The sequence below is a fragment of the Vibrio sp. TBV020 genome, assembly GCF_046056895.1.
Classification (GTDB): Bacteria; Pseudomonadota; Gammaproteobacteria; order Enterobacterales; family Vibrionaceae; genus Vibrio.
Genome location: NZ_JBEEAQ010000003.1, coordinates 600,308 through 618,055 on the forward strand (window position 1 = coordinate 600,308; position 17,748 = coordinate 618,055).

At 44.4% G+C, this 17,748-nt stretch carries 20 protein-coding genes and 1 tRNA gene; 14 read left to right on the forward strand and 7 right to left on the reverse strand.

Annotation, left to right across the window (positions count from 1 at the left end; genetic code table 11):
- Positions 1-46: 46 nt before the first annotated feature.
- The gene (gene djlA, locus AAFX28_RS10830) at positions 47-898 is read left to right on the forward strand and encodes a co-chaperone DjlA (protein WP_408687594.1); all 852 of its coding nucleotides are present in this window, start codon (positions 47-49) and stop codon (positions 896-898) included.
- Positions 899-958: 60 nt separating this feature from the next.
- Here djlA and AAFX28_RS10835 read toward each other — a convergent pair.
- The 5 genes from AAFX28_RS10835 to rpsU all read right to left on the reverse strand — a co-directional run bounded on the left by AAFX28_RS10835 (position 959) and on the right by rpsU (position 5,673).
- Positions 959-1,034: transfer RNA gene (locus AAFX28_RS10835), tRNA-Ile, on the reverse strand.
- A gap of 147 nt (positions 1,035-1,181) precedes the next feature.
- Entirely contained in the window at positions 1,182-3,035 is a 1,854-nt protein-coding gene (gene rpoD / locus AAFX28_RS10840; RefSeq protein ID WP_408687596.1) for an RNA polymerase sigma factor RpoD, read from the reverse strand.
- Between the two features lie 98 nt (positions 3,036-3,133).
- Complete coding sequence (dnaG, locus tag AAFX28_RS10845; protein ID WP_408687597.1) at positions 3,134-4,891, reverse strand: DNA primase; 1,758 nt, start codon at positions 4,889-4,891, stop codon at positions 3,134-3,136.
- 96 nt (positions 4,892-4,987) lie between these two features.
- A complete protein-coding gene (locus tag AAFX28_RS10850) occupies positions 4,988-5,431 on the reverse strand; it encodes a GatB/YqeY domain-containing protein (protein ID WP_408687598.1) in 444 nt (147 codons plus the stop codon).
- 26 nt (positions 5,432-5,457) lie between these two features.
- Entirely contained in the window at positions 5,458-5,673 is a 216-nt protein-coding gene (gene rpsU / locus AAFX28_RS10855) for a 30S ribosomal protein S21 (protein WP_001145625.1), read from the reverse strand.
- A 231-nt stretch (positions 5,674-5,904) separates the two neighbouring features.
- Between rpsU and tsaD the strand changes: the two genes are divergently transcribed.
- Both tsaD and AAFX28_RS10865 read left to right on the forward strand, forming a co-directional pair.
- Positions 5,905-6,921 (forward strand): tRNA (adenosine(37)-N6)-threonylcarbamoyltransferase complex transferase subunit TsaD, encoded by a 1,017-nt coding sequence (gene tsaD, locus AAFX28_RS10860; protein WP_408687600.1) that lies wholly within the window; start codon positions 5,905-5,907, stop codon positions 6,919-6,921.
- A 133-nt stretch (positions 6,922-7,054) separates the two neighbouring features.
- The gene (locus tag AAFX28_RS10865; protein ID WP_408687601.1) at positions 7,055-7,870 is read left to right on the forward strand and encodes an alpha/beta fold hydrolase; all 816 of its coding nucleotides are present in this window, start codon (positions 7,055-7,057) and stop codon (positions 7,868-7,870) included.
- Positions 7,871-7,896: 26 nt separating this feature from the next.
- Here AAFX28_RS10865 and plsY read toward each other — a convergent pair whose 3' ends face one another.
- Entirely contained in the window at positions 7,897-8,508 is a 612-nt protein-coding gene (gene plsY / locus AAFX28_RS10870) for a glycerol-3-phosphate 1-O-acyltransferase PlsY (protein WP_408687603.1), read from the reverse strand.
- A gap of 153 nt (positions 8,509-8,661) precedes the next feature.
- Between plsY and folB the strand changes: the two genes are divergently transcribed.
- From folB to rpoS, 11 genes are all read left to right on the forward strand, one after another.
- Positions 8,662-9,015, forward strand: coding sequence for a bifunctional dihydroneopterin aldolase/7,8-dihydroneopterin epimerase (gene folB / locus AAFX28_RS10875; RefSeq protein WP_408687605.1), 354 nt, complete (start codon positions 8,662-8,664; stop codon positions 9,013-9,015).
- On the forward strand, positions 9,012-9,497 hold the full coding sequence (folK, locus tag AAFX28_RS10880; protein WP_408687607.1) for a 2-amino-4-hydroxy-6-hydroxymethyldihydropteridine diphosphokinase: 486 nt from the start codon (positions 9,012-9,014) through the stop codon (positions 9,495-9,497). The genes folB and folK overlap by 4 nt, the downstream gene beginning before the upstream one ends.
- A gap of 16 nt (positions 9,498-9,513) precedes the next feature.
- The gene (locus tag AAFX28_RS10885; protein WP_408687608.1) at positions 9,514-10,317 is read left to right on the forward strand and encodes an undecaprenyl-diphosphate phosphatase; all 804 of its coding nucleotides are present in this window, start codon (positions 9,514-9,516) and stop codon (positions 10,315-10,317) included.
- A gap of 112 nt (positions 10,318-10,429) precedes the next feature.
- Positions 10,430-10,708, forward strand: a complete 279-nt coding sequence (gene ftsB, locus AAFX28_RS10890; protein WP_408687610.1) for a cell division protein FtsB — start codon at positions 10,430-10,432, stop codon at positions 10,706-10,708.
- Positions 10,709-11,416 (forward strand): 2-C-methyl-D-erythritol 4-phosphate cytidylyltransferase, encoded by a 708-nt coding sequence (ispD, locus tag AAFX28_RS10895; RefSeq protein WP_408687612.1) that lies wholly within the window; start codon positions 10,709-10,711, stop codon positions 11,414-11,416.
- A gap of 3 nt (positions 11,417-11,419) precedes the next feature.
- On the forward strand, positions 11,420-11,896 hold the full coding sequence (gene ispF, locus AAFX28_RS10900) for a 2-C-methyl-D-erythritol 2,4-cyclodiphosphate synthase (RefSeq protein WP_408687613.1): 477 nt from the start codon (positions 11,420-11,422) through the stop codon (positions 11,894-11,896).
- 48 nt (positions 11,897-11,944) lie between these two features.
- The gene (gene truD, locus AAFX28_RS10905; protein ID WP_408687614.1) at positions 11,945-12,988 is read left to right on the forward strand and encodes a tRNA pseudouridine(13) synthase TruD; all 1,044 of its coding nucleotides are present in this window, start codon (positions 11,945-11,947) and stop codon (positions 12,986-12,988) included.
- On the forward strand, positions 12,988-13,746 hold the full coding sequence (gene surE / locus AAFX28_RS10910) for a 5'/3'-nucleotidase SurE (RefSeq protein ID WP_408687615.1): 759 nt from the start codon (positions 12,988-12,990) through the stop codon (positions 13,744-13,746). Before truD ends, surE begins: the two co-directional genes overlap by 1 nt.
- A 2-nt stretch (positions 13,747-13,748) precedes the next feature.
- The gene (locus AAFX28_RS10915) at positions 13,749-14,375 is read left to right on the forward strand and encodes a protein-L-isoaspartate(D-aspartate) O-methyltransferase (RefSeq protein WP_408687616.1); all 627 of its coding nucleotides are present in this window, start codon (positions 13,749-13,751) and stop codon (positions 14,373-14,375) included.
- Positions 14,376-14,377: 2 nt separating this feature from the next.
- On the forward strand, positions 14,378-15,289 hold the full coding sequence (gene nlpD / locus AAFX28_RS10920; protein ID WP_408687618.1) for a murein hydrolase activator NlpD: 912 nt from the start codon (positions 14,378-14,380) through the stop codon (positions 15,287-15,289).
- Positions 15,290-15,357: 68 nt separating this feature from the next.
- Positions 15,358-16,338 carry an RNA polymerase sigma factor RpoS gene (rpoS, locus tag AAFX28_RS10925; RefSeq protein WP_408687619.1) on the forward strand — a complete coding sequence of 327 codons (981 nt, stop codon included), beginning with the start codon at positions 15,358-15,360 and terminating at the stop codon, positions 16,336-16,338.
- A 61-nt stretch (positions 16,339-16,399) separates the two neighbouring features.
- Here the strand turns inward: rpoS and AAFX28_RS10930 are convergent, their stop codons facing one another.
- Entirely contained in the window at positions 16,400-17,671 is a 1,272-nt protein-coding gene (locus AAFX28_RS10930) for an HlyC/CorC family transporter (protein WP_408687621.1), read from the reverse strand.
- Between the last annotated feature and the right edge of the window lie 77 nt (positions 17,672-17,748).

Sequence of the window (17,748 nt, forward strand, 5' to 3'; positions counted from 1 at the left end):
ATCAGACCGCTTCATGGCGAAAAAATTCAGAGATTGAGAGCACATAATGCATATTTTTGGCAAAATTCTCGGCACCTTCTTTGGTTTCCTATTTGGGGGAGCATTTGGTGCTGTATTCGGCTTATTTATAGGTCACCAATTCGATAAAGCGCGTCGTTTACGTCAAGCGGGCTTCAATACTGGTTTTGGCAGTGGTCCAAGCCAAGCACAACGCCAAGAAGAGTTCTTCAAAGCCGCTTTTGCTGTGATGGGCCATGTTGCAAAGGCTAAGGGACAAGTTACCCGTGAAGAAATTCAGCTCGCAAGCACCATGATGGAACGGATGAACTTACACGGTGAGCAACGTAAAGCTGCGCAAAACGCTTTTCGTGAAGGTAAAGAGAGTGACTTTCCTTTGGATACAGTGCTAGAGCGAGTGCGTATCTCTGCGGGTGGTCGATTTGACCTGATGCAATTTTTCTTAGAGCTGCAAATCTCAGCAGCATTTGCCGATGGTGACATTCATCCAAGTGAGCGCAATGTTCTACATAAAATTGCTCGTGGCTTGAACTTTTCATCAGAGCAGCTAGAACAACGTCTGCGAATGCAAGAAGCAGCATTTCGTTTCCAACAAGGTGGTTTTGGTGGTCAAGCTGGTGGGGGCTCTCATCAATCAGGAGGCAGTTGGCAACAAGCGTCTACTGCTGATCAGTTAAGTGACGCTTACAAGTTGATTGGCGTGGATAGTAATGCTGATTCGAAAACAGTTAAGCGCGCCTATCGCAAGCTGATGAATGAGCACCACCCAGACAAGTTAATGGCTAAGGGCTTACCTCCAGAGATGATGAATGTCGCAAAGGAAAAAGCGCAAGAAATTCAAAACGCTTATGACTTAATCAAAAAAGCAAAAGGCTTTTAGAGCAGTTTTAGCTAAGAACGAAAAAGGCGCATAGATTTCTCTATGCGCCTTTTCTGTATTTGGTGGCCCCTCGCAGACTTGAACTGCGGACCAATCGATTATGAGTCGACTGCTCTAACCACTGAGCTAAGGGGCCTTGTAGGTCAACGATTATAGGGGATGAGGATCGGGCTGTCTAGACGCTATCAAGGGTAAATGCGCTTAGTTTTTATTCACTTAAATCATTCACAAACAAAAAAGGTGAGCTAGTGCTCACCTTTTAGTCAATTATGCGTTAAGCAAATTATTCATCCAAGAAGCTGCGCAGAGTTTCTGAGCGGCTAGGGTGACGAAGTTTACGTAGTGCTTTCGCTTCGATCTGACGGATACGCTCACGAGTAACGTCGAACTGCTTACCTACCTCTTCAAGAGTATGGTCAGTGTTCATATCAATACCGAAGCGCATACGAAGTACTTTCGCTTCGCGAGGCGTTAGACCAGCAAGAACATCTTTAGTTGCTACTTTAAGGCTGCCTGCTGTTGCAGAGTCTAACGGTAGCTCTAGAGTTGTATCTTCAATGAAGTCACCTAGATGCGAATCTTCGTCGTCACCGATTGGTGTCTCCATTGAGATAGGCTCTTTAGCGATTTTCAGTACTTTACGGATCTTATCTTCTGGCATTTGCATACGCTCTGCCAGCTCTTCCGGTAGTGGTTCACGACCCATCTCTTGTAGCATTTGGCGAGAGATGCGGTTTAGCTTGTTGATCGTTTCGATCATGTGTACCGGAATACGAATCGTACGTGCTTGGTCTGCAATTGAACGAGTGATTGCCTGACGAATCCACCATGTAGCATAAGTCGAGAACTTGTAACCACGACGGTATTCGAATTTATCTACGGCTTTCATCAGACCGATGTTACCTTCTTGGATAAGATCCAAGAACTGTAGACCACGGTTGGTGTATTTCTTAGCAATAGAAATAACCAGACGTAAGTTCGCTTCAACCATCTCTTTCTTCGCACGACGAGCTTTCGCTTCACCGATAGACATACGACGGCTGATGTCTTTAATGTTTTGAACCGTTAGAGACGTTTCTTCTTCGATGATCTTCAATTTTGCGATCGAGCGACGAATATCATCTTCGCTGCGACGTACTTTCTCTGCGTATGGCTTATCAGATGCAAGAATTTCATCTAGCCAAGCTTCAGTCGACTCGTTACCTGTGAATAGAGTAATGAATGACTTCTTAGGCATTTTGCCGTATTCAACCGTCGCCTTCATGATAAGACGTTCTTGAGTACGTACGCGCTCCATTGAAGTACGAAGCTCTTCAACTAGGTAGTCAAATTGCTTTGGAGTCAGACGGAACTCTTTGAATACGTCAATAACCATCTCGTGAGCAAGCGTTGCTTTCGGGCTTTCATTGCCGTATTCGTTACATGCTAATTGGTAATTTTGGAACGTATTACGAAGTGCTGTGAACTTCTCAAGAGCAAGTTCAGGGTCGATACCTGTATCTTCCTCTTCTTCCTCTTCATCATCAGATTCTTCTTCAGCGTCTTCCGCATCTTCATCTTCTAGGTCTGACTCAGCAAGTTCAGAACCGATGTGAGTTGCAGTAGGCGCTGCTGTTTCGTCTGCGTCTGGGTCAACAAAACCAGTAATAAGGTCTGTTAGACGGAGTTCTTCTGCTTGAACTTTATCAAACTGTTCAAGAATGTATGGGATGGTACCCGGATACTCTGCCACTGAGTTTTGAACTTGGTTAATACCATCTTCAATACGCTTAGCAATATCGATCTCGCCTTCACGAGTCAATAGCTCAACAGTACCCATTTCACGCATGTACATACGTACTGGGTCAGTGGTTCGGCCGATTTCGTTTTCTACGCTAGATAGCGCAGCTGCTGCAGCTTCTGCCGCATCTTCATCGGTGATTGTATCGTCATCATTCAGTGCAAGATCATCAGCATCTGGAGCAGTTTCTACTACTCGAATGCCCATATCGTTGATCATCTGAATGATATCTTCGACCTGCTCTGAATCGACGATTTCTGCTGGCAGGTGGTCGTTTACTTCTGCGTAGGTCAGATAGCCTTGTTCCTTGCCTTTAATGACAAGTTGTTTTAGCTGTGACTGCGGATTTTGATCCATAGACGGTATCCAACTTAGTATCTGGTGAAGGAATTAGTATGCGAGTTGCAAACCACACATCTTAACAAATTAATTGATTGCTGACTAATCGAACAGGGTTACGCTTTTAAATCTAGCATCAATGCTAGCAGCTCCCTTCTCTCTTCGGTTGATAAACCGACACTTCTTTCTTTGGCCTGCAGGTTTTCAATTTGTTTTTCGACGCATTGGGCAAGTATTTTGTCCAATGAGTCTAAAAATATATCTTGTTCGTTATCTTCGTCGAGGGGGATTTCCCACCCTGCAAGTCGAGATAATAGAGCCTCGTGGCTACTGTTTCGCCAATGTTCAATCAACTGGCCCGTAGTTATATTGGGATGTTGATGACAATATTCAAGCACTTCGGCAAATAAACTTAGCCCTGGCACTGTTAACTCTCTCACACTTGAGAGCTCCGGTACCATTTGAGCATAGCTCGGATTCTGAATAAGCAAAGCGATCACTTCACGCATTGGTGTACGTTTGATCTCTTTATGCGGTTGAGGTCGAGTTTCACTTTGCTTTTTACGCGGTTGGCGCAGTCGGTTGTCAAAACCGGTGCGCTCATCCAGCAATTTTTCTAACAACTCTTGGAAGTAAGGATCCGGAATTTTTTCAATCAGTGCACTCGCATGCGCTCGCAGTGCCGATTTACCTTCATTACTCCCTAAATTGAGCTGATGAATTTCAATTAAGTTATCAAATAGGTAGCTTGAAAGTGGTGTTGCTTGCTCAATCTGCTGCTCAAAAGCTTCTTTGCCATATTTACGGATATAGCTATCAGGGTCTTCGCCATCAGGTAAAAACAGAAACTTAAGAGTATTGCCAGTTTTTAGGTATTGCAGCGCGTTTTCTAGTGCACGCCAAGCCGCTTCTTTACCTGCGCGGTCACCATCGTAACAACATACGACGGTATTGGTTTGACGGAACAATAGCTGAATATGGTCGCCAGTTGTTGACGTACCAAGGGAAGCTACTGAGTAATCGACACCGTATTGAGCGAGTGCTACCACATCCATATAGCCCTCAACGACCAACACTTTAGGTGGTTCGCGATAGGCTTGCATCACTTCATAAAGGCCGTAAAGCTCTTTGCCTTTATGGAAAATAGGAGTCTCTGGGGAGTTTAGGTATTTAGGTGTCCCGTCACCAAGTACACGACCACCAAAGCCAATGACTCGGCCGCGACGGTCACGAATAGGGAACATGACTCGACCACGAAAACGGTCGTATCGGTTGCCTTTGTCGTTTTCAATCAACATTCCCCCAGAGACAAGCATATCTTGAGTCTGTGGTGTTTGACCGAAGTTCTTGCGCACTAAATCCCATTCGTCAGCGACAAAACCGATGCCAAACTTCTGCACAACTTGACCTGAAAGCCCACGGTCTTTTAGGTAGTCGATAGCAACTTTGCTTTTAGGTTGCTTGAGTTGATCACGATAAAATTGAGCTATGCTGCCCATCAAATCGTACAGATTACGCTTTTGCTCTGAGTTGGCTTTAGGCTGGTTAGCTTGGAAGTTGCCGCCTTGGCGCTGCTCTCTTGGGACATCTAAACCAAGAAATGATGCTAATTCTTCAATCGCTTCAACAAACTCTAAGCGTTCGTACTCCATCATAAAGTCTATGGCATTACCGTGTACGCCACAGCCAAAGCAATGGTAGAACTGCTTTTCTTGAGAAACGCTAAATGATGGAGTTTTTTCGTTGTGGAATGGGCAACAAGCGCCGTAGTTTTTGCCTTTTTTCTTAAGTTTTACGCGAGCATCAATAATGTCGACAATATCAAGTCGAGCAAGGAGGTCATCAATGAAACTACGAGGGATGTGTCCTGCCATAAAACCTTAGAAAAATGCACTAACAATAGAAAGGGTAGATACAAACAAGCCGCGCATTCCAGAGGATAGCACGGCTTGTTGCAATAGGGATGGGGATTAAGCTAATTTAGCGCGAACTAAACCACTTACCTTACCCATATCTGCGCGCCCTTGGATTTGAGGCTTAAGAACGCCCATCACTTTACCCATGTCTTGCATGCCCGCAGCACCAGATTCTGCAATTGCACTTTCAATCAGCGCAGCTACTTCTTCGTCAGTAAGCGGTTGAGGCATAAAATCCTCTAGTACAGCGATTTCAGCTTTCTCAGCGTCTGCTAGGTCTTGACGATTAGCAGATTCAAATTGAGCGACAGAATCGCGACGTTGTTTAACCATTTTTGTTAGCACGGCAAGAATGTCGTCATCGCCCAGAGTAATCTGTTCGTCGACTTCACGTTGCTTAATTGCTGACAGAGCTAAACGGATAGTGCCAAGGCGCAATTTGTCCTTGGCTTTCATCGCTAATTTTTGCTCTTCTTTGAGCGTGTCAATAAGAGCCATAACTATAATCCTTTAGGACTTAGTTATTAGTACAGGCGAACGCGACGAGCGTTTTCGCGAGCTAGCTTCTTAGCGTGACGCTTTTGAGCTGCTGCTTTAGCGCGTTTGCGAACTGTAGTTGGCTTTTCGTAGTGCTCACGACGACGCACTTCAGAAAGGATACCTGCTTTTTCGCAAGAGCGTTTGAAACGACGTAGAGCAACGTCGAACGGTTCGTTTTCACGTACTTTAACTACTGGCATATGCCTTTCACCTCAGGGGTTAATTCGTTAATGCTGGAACGTTAGTGAGCCAAACACTGATGTTCGGTCTCAAACCAGCTTGATCAAAAATGGTGCGGAATTTTAATCCGATCGTATAGCCTTTGTAAAGTATTTTGTTGGGTAGAGTTTGCACAAAATTTGTTTGCGAAGCCAAGGCGAGGTAAGATTGCGCCAATTTTGAATTTGAGACAAATACATCCAGGACAAACCATGCGCATTATTGGTATCGAAACCTCTTGTGATGAAACAGGAATTGCAATTTATGATGATGAGAAGGGCCTGCTTTCTCACCAATTATATAGCCAGATAAAACTGCATGCTGATTACGGCGGTGTAGTACCAGAGCTTGCATCCCGTGATCATGTTAAGAAGACTATTCCTCTCATTAAAGCGGCCTTAAAGGAAGCAAACCTAACACCTAAAGATATTGATGGTGTCGCGTACACAGCCGGTCCTGGTTTGGTTGGTGCATTGTTAGTTGGTGCAACGATTGGCCGCAGTATCGCTTATGCGTGGGGGGTTCCTGCGGTACCTGTCCATCATATGGAGGGTCACCTATTGGCTCCAATGCTTGAAGACAATCCACCGCCATTCCCATTTGTAGCGGTATTGGTTTCTGGTGGCCATACCATGATGGTGGAAGTAAAAGGTATCGGTGAATACAAGATTCTTGGCGAATCGATTGATGACGCGGCTGGTGAAGCGTTTGATAAGACCGCTAAACTAATGGGCTTAGATTACCCAGGTGGCCCTTTATTATCTAAATTGGCAGAAAAAGGCACGCCAGGTCGCTTTAAATTCCCACGTCCAATGACTGATCGTCCTGGGCTTGATATGAGCTTTTCAGGCCTTAAAACGTTTACTGCGAATACCATTGCTGCAAATGGCGATGATGAGCAAACTCGCGCAGATATTGCATTGGCATTTGAAGAAGCCGTATGTGCGACTTTAAGCATTAAGTGTAAGCGTGCGCTTGAGCAAACAGGCTTTAAACGTATTGTGATTGCAGGTGGTGTGAGTGCTAACCGACGCCTACGTGCAGACCTTGAGCAGCTAGCGAAGAAGATTGGTGGCGAGGTTTACTATCCTCGTACTGAGTTTTGTACTGACAATGGTGCAATGATTGCTTATGCAGGTATGCAACGCCTTAAAAATGGTGAAGTCGCCGATCTATCGGTACAAGCTACACCTCGTTGGCCAATCGATCAATTGGAACCAATCGGATAACCTCTTAGGTTAATAGAGTTAAGGTCGCTATCATGGCGGCCTTTTCTTTATCTTTTTCAATAGAGTTCCGACGTCTTAGTCGAAGGATAAATGGTAACCTTGCGTTTTATAAAAATAATCAATGGATAGAAGTATGCAAAAATTTGCTGTCGATGGCCGAGAGATGGCTTATCAAGATGTAGGCTCGGGCCCTGTCCTTGTCTTTGGTCATAGCTATTTATGGGATAGTAAAATGTGGGCTCCACAAGTTGAAGTGCTTAGTCAACACTATCGCTGTATCGTGCCTGAGCTATGGGCACATGGTGGTTCAGATGCCGCCCCTGAAACAACTCGTTCATTGACCGACTATGCTAAGCAGATTGTTGCTTTATTGGATCACCTTGCGATCGAGCAGTTCTCTATTATTGGGCTATCGGTTGGTGGAATGTGGGGAACAGAAGTTGCTTCCTTAGTACCATCTCGCGTTCAATCTTTAGTATTAATGGACACGTTTGTTGGTCTTGAGCCTGAAGTGACCCATAATAAATACTTCGCTATGCTTGATAGCATTACTCAAGCTCAAGCGTTTCCAACACCTATTGTCGAAGCTGTAGCTCCTCTGTTTTTTGCCAATAATGCGATTCAGGATAATCCTGAACTAGTAGAGCAGTTCGCCAGTTACCTAACTCAACTGAAAGGTGAACAGGCGGTTGAGGTCGCAAGAGTAGGACGAATGGTATTTGGCCGACGTGACCAAATTGAAGAGATTGAAAAGTTTGCTTTACCTGTACTTATTGCAGTCGGACAAGAAGATAAACCGCGTCCAGTTTTAGAGTCATATTTAATGCATGACTGCATTACTGGCTCAGAGCTGATTCAAATTCCTAAGGCGGGGCATATCTCAAACCTTGAGCAGCCAGTCTTTGTTTCAGAAATGCTGAAAAGCTTTTTATCTCGCGTTTATTCTTAGCCTTGTTTAAAAATAAAGCCTCTATATTAAGAGGCTTTATTTAATCCATTCTTTTTCTCACCCACTTTGGGTTCAGTCCCATCAAAAAGCCGTTTGATATTTTGATGATGACGAAAGACTATCAGACAGCAAAGCATCGCTACAGGCAGTGTGTACTGAGGCTTGATCATCCAAGTATAAAAAGGCGCGAGCAAGACCGTAACAATGGCAGCAAGGGATGAGTAACGAAACAGAAAAGCGACACTTAGCCAGGTCGCAATAATCATACCTGTAAGGTCTAAGCCGATAGGTGCAATGGCGCCCAAAGCAGTGGCGACGCCTTTCCCACCTTTAAAGTGAAAAAACAATGGGTACATATGGCCTAAGCAAGCCGCAATGGCGATAACACCTAACATGATCGGTTCGATATCGAGAAAGTAGCCACCCCATACAGGGAGTGTGCCTTTAAGCATGTCGCATAATAAGACAGAAACTGCGGCCTTTTTGCCACCGATACGCAAAACATTGGTTGCCCCAGGGTTATTAGAACCCACGCCTCTAGGATCGGGTAAACGTAGAATACGGCAGATCAAAACAGCACTCGAGATCGAGCCTAGAAGGTAGGCAATAATGATCATAACCAGTGCTAATGGGGTCATAGTAAGGGAACTCGTCTGAAACAGGTGTTAGTCAAGCAACTAATTGATATTATATCGCGCCTGACACGCTCAAACTACTGCGATAGTGTTTGAGATTGAAATAGTACGCTTTTTTACCTAGCTTGGGTATCCGACCTCTAAAGGAAGTAACACATGGATAAAGTATTTATCGAGCAACTAGAAGTAATCACTACCATTGGAGTCTATGACTGGGAGCAAGAGATTAAGCAGAAACTCGTGCTTGATATTGAAATGGCACATGATAATCGTCCAGCAGGTAAAAGTGATGACGTTGTTGATGCTCTTGATTACTCACAGGTCAGTCAAGCGGTATTGGATCATATAGAAGGTGGTAGTTTCCTACTAGTTGAGCGTGTTGCTGAAGAAGTCGCAGAACTGATTATGTCTCGCTTCAATGTACCTTGGATTAAAATTCGTTTAACGAAGCCAGGTGCAGTTGCACAAGCGAAAGGTGTCGGTGTTGTGATTGAACGAGGCAATGCATGACCACGGTTTATGTCGGAATAGGTTCTAATATCGCCCGACATAAACATGTTGAAGCGGCGATCCGTGAATTAAGAGCTTTGGATGAAAATCTTCGTATTTCCACCATCTATGAATGCGAAGCGGTTGGCTTCGAAAGTCAGCCGTTTTACAACCTTGTCGTAGAAATGAAAACGTCATTAGATTTAACGGAATTTTCACGACAGTTGCGCGATATTGAGTTCAAATGGGGCCGAGCAGTTGATGCGGGGAAGTTGGAACCAAGAACGGTAGATCTTGATATCATCCTCTTTGGAGAACAGGTTTCGAAAAGTAAGCCTGAGCTACCACGTAGTGATATTTTCAAGTTTGCCTTTGTTCTACAGCCTTTATTGGAGCTATGTCCTCAGTTAGTTGTTCCTAACGATGGCCGTACGATTGAGCAGATTGGCCAGCAGCTCCAGCTTAAATTGTCACTATCACCTGTCCCACAGTGGTTTACATAATTATTAAGAGAATCTAATGGGTTACTTTGAAGCTTTTATCCTTGCCTTAATTCAAGGGTTAACTGAATTTTTGCCGATTTCTAGCTCGGCTCACCTAATTCTTCCATCTGCTATTTTAGGTTGGGAAGATCAAGGTCTTGCATTTGATGTGGCTGTACACGTTGGCACGCTAGCTGCGGTAATGATCTATTTCCGTAAAGAAGTCGTTTCTCTTCTCAGTGCTTTCTTTGCGTCTATTTTTAAAGGTGATCGTAGTAAAGAAGCTAAATTAGCATGGATGATTGTCATGGCGACTATTCCTGCCTGTATATTTGGCTTATTGATGAAAGACTTTATCGAGCTTTACCTGCGCAGTGCATGGGTGATTGCAACGACGACCATCGTATTTGGTCTACTGCTTTGGTATGTCGATAAAAATTCAAAACTGGCTGACGATGAATATCAAGCTGATTGGAAGAAAGCTCTGTTTATCGGTATTAGCCAAGCATTAGCGATGATTCCAGGTACTTCTCGTTCAGGTGCTACGATTACGGCAGCCCTTTACCTGGGTTTTACCCGTGAAGCGGCAGCTCGTTTTTCGTTTCTAATGTCTATCCCAATTATTCTCCTCGCTGGCAGTTATTTGGGGCTTAAACTGGTGACGAGTGGTGAGCCTATTCACTTTGGGTTTCTCCTAACGGGTATCATTACTTCATTTATCAGTGCCTACATCTGTATTCACTTTTTCTTGAAGCTGATTTCACGTATGGGTATGACACCGTTTGTGATCTACCGTCTGTTGCTTGGTGTGGGATTGTTGGCGTTCTTGACGCTTAATTAATCGGTAAATTATAGCGACATATTCATTGGGGCCACATAGTCCAATCTCGCGCCTAAAGCGACATTGTGATATATATGTGGTCTTTCTTTTTATCTCTTCTTTGATTGATTATATGCGAGTTTTTACACTGACCTTACTCTTAGTTTTAGGCTGGCTACAGTTTGAATTATGGTTTGGAAAAAATGGAATTTCAGATTTTCAGGCGGTCAACGCTGAGACAGAGGTCCAGCATCAGGTCAATAGCAACCTTCAAGGGCGTAACAACGAAATGTTTGCCGAAATTGATGATTTGCGCCAAGGCTTGGACGCGATTGAAGAACGTGCAAGACATGAGCTTGGTATGATCAAAGAAGGGGAAACGTTTTATCGTATTGTCGGAGAAGATAATTAAATGTCTGCAATCTCCCCATCATCGATTGTAGCGGTGGTCCCTGCGGCAGGTGTAGGTAGCCGCATGAAAGCGGATCGACCAAAGCAATATCTTCTAATCAATCAACGTACTGTATTAGAACACACGGTTGAAAAACTGCTGCGTCACCCGGCAATCAGCAAAGTAATTGTCGCAATTACGGATGGTGACCCTTACTTTCCAGAACTATCGTTAGCATCAAATCCGCAAGTGATTCGCGTCTCTGGTGGGAAAGAGCGCGCTGATTCAGTTTTATCTGCATTACACTATGTTGAGAAGCATCAATTAGCTGATTGGGTGATGGTTCATGATGCTGCAAGACCTTGTGTTGATTTGGCTGATATTGAACGTTTGATTGAGTGCGCCTATGCCAACCAACTCGGAGGCATCCTTGCTGCACCAGTTAAAGATACGATGAAACGCTCTAACCAGAATCAAGATATTGATCATACTGTAGATAGGGAAGCACTGTGGCACGCACTGACTCCACAGATGTTTAAAACTCAAATGCTAACGCAGGCCCTGGCAGACGCCTTGAAACAAGGTGTTCAGATCACCGACGAAGCTTCGGCGATAGAGTGGCTTGAACGTAAGCCAGCTCTTGTTCAAGGGCGCTCAGACAATATAAAAATAACGCAGCCAGAAGACTTAGCGTTAGCCGAGTTTTATCTAAATAGAAACAAAGGATAACTCATGATTCGAATTGGCCACGGCTTTGATGTACATAAATTTGGTGGTGAAGGTCCCGTCATCATAGGTGGTATTGCTGTTCCTTATGAGCAAGGGCTTATCGCGCACTCTGATGGTGATGTTGCATTGCATGCCTTATGTGATGCTTTATTAGGAGCAATTGCTGAAGGGGACATTGGTCGCCACTTCCCAGACACCGATGATAAGTGGAAAGGGGCAAATAGCCGTGATCTACTCAGAGACGTTTATCACCGCGTGAAAGAAAAAGGCTATGTGTTAGGAAACGCGGATATCACTATTATGGCTCAAGCTCCTAAAATGGCGCCTCATATTGAGTTTATGTGTCAGGTGATTGCCGAAGATCTAGAAACAGAGCTTGGTAATGTGAATGTTAAAGCCACGACGACTGAACGATTAGGGTTTACGGGGCGAAAAGAAGGTATTGCAACGGAAGCCGTTGTACTGCTGGTTAAAAAATAATGAAATGCGGGCCGCTTGATGAGATAGCGGCTTAGCAGTGGAAAGAATATGTCTGACATTTTATCTTCATTGGCTTATCTAAATGGCAAGCCAACTGCAAAAGGCAAACTAAAAGCGAAAGCTGAGCACTTTCAAGTTAATGAAAACTTAGGCTTTGAGTTTACTGGCTCAGGTGAGCACCTTATGGTTCGTATCCGTAAGACGGGCGAAAACACGAGCTTTGTTGCCAACGAATTGGCTAAAGCATGTGGTGTTAAATCAAAAGATGTGAGTTGGGCGGGGCTTAAAGATCGCCATGCAGTCACAGAACAATGGCTCAGTGTTCATTTACCGAAAGGTGAAATGCCAGACTTTGGTCAGTTCTTAGCTCAATATCCAAGCATTGAAATTGTTGCGACGGATCGACACAACAAAAAACTTCGTCCAGGTGATCTCATTGGCAATCAATTTGTCGTTACCATGTCAGAAGTGAGTCATGTTGAAGATGTACTTTCGCGACTTGAGTCTGTATCGAAAGTCGGGGTGCCAAATTACTTTGGTAGCCAGCGCTTTGGTAATCAAGGTAACAACCTTGAAGAGGCTCGTCGTTGGGGGCGTGAGAACGTACGCACTCGCAATCAGAATAAGCGTAGCCTTTATCTTTCTGCTGCTCGCTCATGGATTTTTAACACCATTCTTTCAGAGCGAATCGAAAAAGGGTTGTTTGACCAAGCTTTGCAAGGTGATGTAGTTGAAGTCGATGGTCAAGCTCAAACTGTCACGGCGGAATCGATTGAAAAGATCAATACAGGTGTCGCGAATGGCACGGTTGCGGTGACTGCGGCTCTTGCTGGTGACAACGCTTTGCCAACAACTGATCAAGCACTGGCCCTAGAGCAGCCTCACTTGGATGCTGAACCGGATTTAATGGCTTTGATTCGTGGTAATCGCATGCGTCATGATCGTCGAGCGATTTCTCTTATGCCTCAAGACCTGGCTTGGCAAGTGGATGGCGATAATGTGACTTTGAGTTTTTCATTGGATGCAGGATGCTTCGCCACTGCGATTATCCGTGAGCTGATTGAAGAAGTTGAAGTGGAGCGTCAATATTAATGAGTGATAACTTACTCAAAATCTTAATCAGTAATGATGATGGCGTACACGCTGAAGGCATTCACACATTGGCCGATGCATTGCGTGATATGGCTGAAGTGACGATTGTGGCTCCGGACCGTAACCGCTCAGGGGCTTCAAACTCACTCACGTTAGAGCAGCCTTTACGTGTTAATGAGATCGCACCGAAAGTCTACTCAGTGCAAGGTACGCCTACAGATTGCGTTCATTTTGCTTTAAATGAACTCATGAAAGATGAGCTACCTGATCTAGTGCTAACAGGCATTAATCATGGCGCAAACCTTGGTGATGATGTGTTGTACTCAGGGACCGTAGCAGCAGCGATGGAAGGGCACTTTTTAGGAGTGCAATCTATCGCGTTCTCGCTGGTGGGTAAGGAAAACTTTGCCACCGCGGCGGCGATTGCGCGTCAATTGGTTTCCCAGCATGCGAACCGACCAATACCGACTAATCGTTTATTGAACGTCAATGTGCCTGATTTAGCTTATGATGAGCTGAAAGGGACGCAAGTGACTCGACTCGGTGCGCGTCATCACGCTGAAGCAATGATTAAGCAGAAAGATCCTCGTGGACATGATATTTATTGGTTAGGCCCTCCCGGTAAAGAGCAAGATGCTGGAGAAGGTACGGATTTTTATGCTATCGAACAAGGCTTTGTTTCCATAACACCTCTACAGGTGGATTTGACAGCGCATGAGTCGATACAAAGCATGGGTAACTGGTTAAAGGATAGTTAAGCATGGCAAACCCACATGCCGATAGGTTAATCGACTTTCTTGTTGCGAACGGGATTCAAGATCAGAAAGTTTTAGACGCTATTTATAGGCTACCGAGAGAGCAATTTGTCTCTCAAGCTATGATTCACCAAGCCTACGACAATAATGCTTTGCCAATTGGGCAAGGGCAGACTATCTCTCAGCCTTATATTGTCGCCAAAATGACGGAAATGCTTGAGCTGAAGCGCACGAGTAACGTCTTGGAAGTGGGGACGGGATCTGGCTATCAGACTGCTGTGCTATCTCAACTTGTTGATCATGTTTATTCCATAGAGCGTATCAAAGCGCTGCAGTGGGAAGCGAAGCGTCGTTTAAAGCAGTTAGACATCTACAATATTTCGACGAAGCATGGTGATGGTTGGCAAGGGTGGCCGGCGAAAGGGCCTTTTGATGCCATTATCGTTACGGCGGCGGCGGAATCTGTTCCTTCGGCACTCTTAGAGCAGTTAAAAGAGGGGGGGATCTTAATGATTCCTGTAGGGACCGATGAACAGCAGTTACTAAAAATCGTTCGCCATGGTGATGAATTCCTCTCTCAAGCCATAGAAATGGTACGTTTTGTTCCTCTTGTTGCTGGTGATCTTGCTTAACGATGAAGTTTAAGTCTTATCTTTTATTAGTTTTGGGTGTTTGCAGTACATTATTAGGGTGTGCTGCACATTCCCCTGCGCCCGTGACTGGATTAAAGAAAGACTACAGCTCAGTATCCCGAGGGAGTTACCGAGGAAGTTACTACCAAGTAGAAAAAGGCGATACGCTGTATTTTATAGCCTATGTCACAGACAAGGATGTAAAAGAAATCATTAGTTACAATGGTTTAAAAAAGCCATACACCATTTTCCCTGGCCAAAAGCTTAAACTTTGGCAACCCGCTTACAATGCCCCAGCGTACGGTGGGACAGGGGCTGGCGTAGCGGTAGCTGCGGTTACAACCCCTTCTACTCCAAAACAAAATTCGGTATCGAGTAAAAACTCTACTCAAAAGTCTAACGCGTCCAGTGCAAAAAGTAGCCAGCAATCGATTGCAAAACAACCACCAAAGAAGGTTGATCAATCGAAATCAAAGGAGTATGTTGAATCTACTGGTAAACAAAATGTTAACAAAACTACCAATAGTACATCAGCAAACAACAACAAAATTTCCAAATGGTTATGGCCGACAAAAGGGAGAGTAATCAAAAACTTTTCTGCTGGGGATCAAGGAAATAAAGGGATTGATATCGCAGGGCAGCGTGGACAATCCATAGTTTCTACAGCAGGCGGCACCGTCGTTTATTCCGGTAATGCGCTACGTGGTTACGGTAATCTCGTGATTATCAAACATAACGATAATTACCTTAGTGCATACGCACATAATGATCGGTTGCTAGTACGCGAAGGGCAAAGTGTCAAAGCTGGTCAAAAAATCGCAACAATGGGCAGCTCTGGAGCCAGCAGTGTTCGCTTACACTTTGAAATTCGCTATCAAGGTAAGTCAGTGAATCCAAAACGCTACTTACCGTAAAACTTACTGTTAGGTAATAGCGACATTAGACGTAGTAATGTCTTGCTAGCTCGCCAGGGGGAGGCGCTATGAGTATCAGCAATGCAGCAACGAAAGTCGAAGAATTCGAAATCGATCAAGAAACGGTTCAAACGCTGAAAACGCGAGAATCGACCAAACCTACACCAGCTGAAGAAGCTAAAGAAGAGTTTGATGCATCAACCAAAAGTCTTGATGCAACACAACTGTACTTAGGCGAAATTGGCTTTTCTCCACTACTTACCGCCGAAGAAGAAGTTCTGTACGCCCGTCGTGCCCTAAGAGGTGACGAAGCTGCGCGTAAACGTATGATTGAAAGTAACCTTCGTCTGGTAGTTAAAATTTCTCGCCGTTATAGCAATCGTGGTTTGGCACTGCTTGATTTAATTGAAGAAGGAAACTTAGGGTTAATTCGAGCAGTAGAGAAGTTCGATCCTGAACGTGGTTTTAGATTCTCAACATACGCAACATGGTGGATTCGTCAGACCATCGAGCGTGCGCTGATGAACCAAACACGTACTATCCGTCTACCTATTCACGTCGTTAAAGAGCTCAATATTTATCTGCGTACTGCTCGTGAGCTATCGCAAAAACTTGATCATGAGCCAACGGCGGAAGAGATTGCAACACAACTTGATAAGCCAGTTGATGATGTGAGTAAAATGCTGCGCTTGAATGAACGTATTAGTTCTGTCGATACGCCAATCGGTGGTGATGGTGAAAAAGCGTTACTCGATATCATTCCAGACATCAATAACTCTGACCCTGAGGTTTCGACTCAGGACGACGATATCAAAAACTCTCTTATCCATTGGTTAGATGAACTAAATCCTAAGCAGAAAGAAGTGCTAGCACGTCGTTTTGGTCTGCTTGGTTATGAGCCATCAACGTTGGAAGAAGTTGGACGTGAAATTAACCTGACTCGTGAACGTGTTCGCCAGATTCAGGTAGAAGGCCTACGTCGCTTAAGAGAGATCCTTATTAAGCAAGGACTGAACATGGAAAATCTATTTAGTGTGACAGAAGATTAAATAGTAAATGCTAGAAAAAAGCCTCGGTTAACCGAGGCTTTTTTGATTGTCTTTCAAAGCGCTATTCAGCTTTGATGACAGGGAAGACTTTGACTAGCTTTATACGATTCTCTTCAAGCTCAACAATCTCCATTGGATGGCCTGATACCTGAACACTTAAATGGCTTTCAGGAATGTCCTCTAAATGCTCTAGGATCAATCCGTTCAATGTTCTAGGTCCATCTGTAGGTAATTTCCATTTCAAACCTTTGTTGATATCGCGAATGTTGGCACTGCCTTCAATTAGGAAACTACCATCACCTTGTGGCGTGATCTCGTCTGAAAGGCTAGGTGCAATGGAAGTGGTAAATTCGCCTACAATTTCTTCGAGGATATCTTCAAGAGTCACCAGACCAATGATATCGCCATATTCATCCACGATGAGTCCAATACGTTCTTTATTGCGTTGGAATTTCAGCAGTTGGACGTTAAGTGGTGTACTTTCCGGAATGAAATACACTTCATCGGCAGCGCGAAGCAGAGTCTCTTTAGTGAATTCATTCTTCTCTAGCATCAAACGATAAGATTCACGTAAGCGCAGCATGCCAACCACTTCGTCGATTTGATCACGATAAAGCACGACACGGCCATGAGGAGAGTGGGTTAACTGTCTAACAATGGATTTCCAGTCATCGTTGATATCGATACCGGTGATTTCGTTTCTTGGCACCATGATGTCATTGACGGTGACATGCTCAAGGTCAAGGATGGAGATCAACATATCTTGGTGACGACGAGGAATAAGGCTGCCAGCTTCATTAACCACAGTTCGTAGTTCTTCCGAGCTGAGATGATCATCGCCACCGTGGTCGGCTTTAATACCTAGCAAACGAATGAACCCATTAGTGATAAAGTTCACGAACATTACTAATGGTGACAGCAGCTTCATCAATACCGTCAGAACAATACTGCTGGCATAAGAAACACGTTCAGGGTAAAGCGATGCGAGTGTTTTTGGCGTGACTTCAGCAAAGACAAGGACGACTAAGGTTAGAGCACCTGTTGCGATAGCGACCCCGAGATCGCCATATATACGCATACCTAAAATGGTTGCGATAGCTGACGCAAGAATGTTAACAAGGTTGTTGCCTATTAAGATAAGTCCAATAAGGCGATCTGGGCGATCCAACAGCTTCTCTACTCGCTTGGCACCTTTGTGGCCATTGTTTGCTAGATGCTTTAGGCGGTAACGGTTCAAAGACATCATCCCTGTCTCTGAGCCTGAAAAATATCCTGAAATAATGATAAGACACGCGAGTAGCGCAAATAAGATACCCGTTGATATGTCGTCCAAAGCTTATCTTTTCCTTGTTATGTTTTGGTTAATTTATGACCTAAACTGTTCGCTAAGTCAATTTCAAATACGGAGTG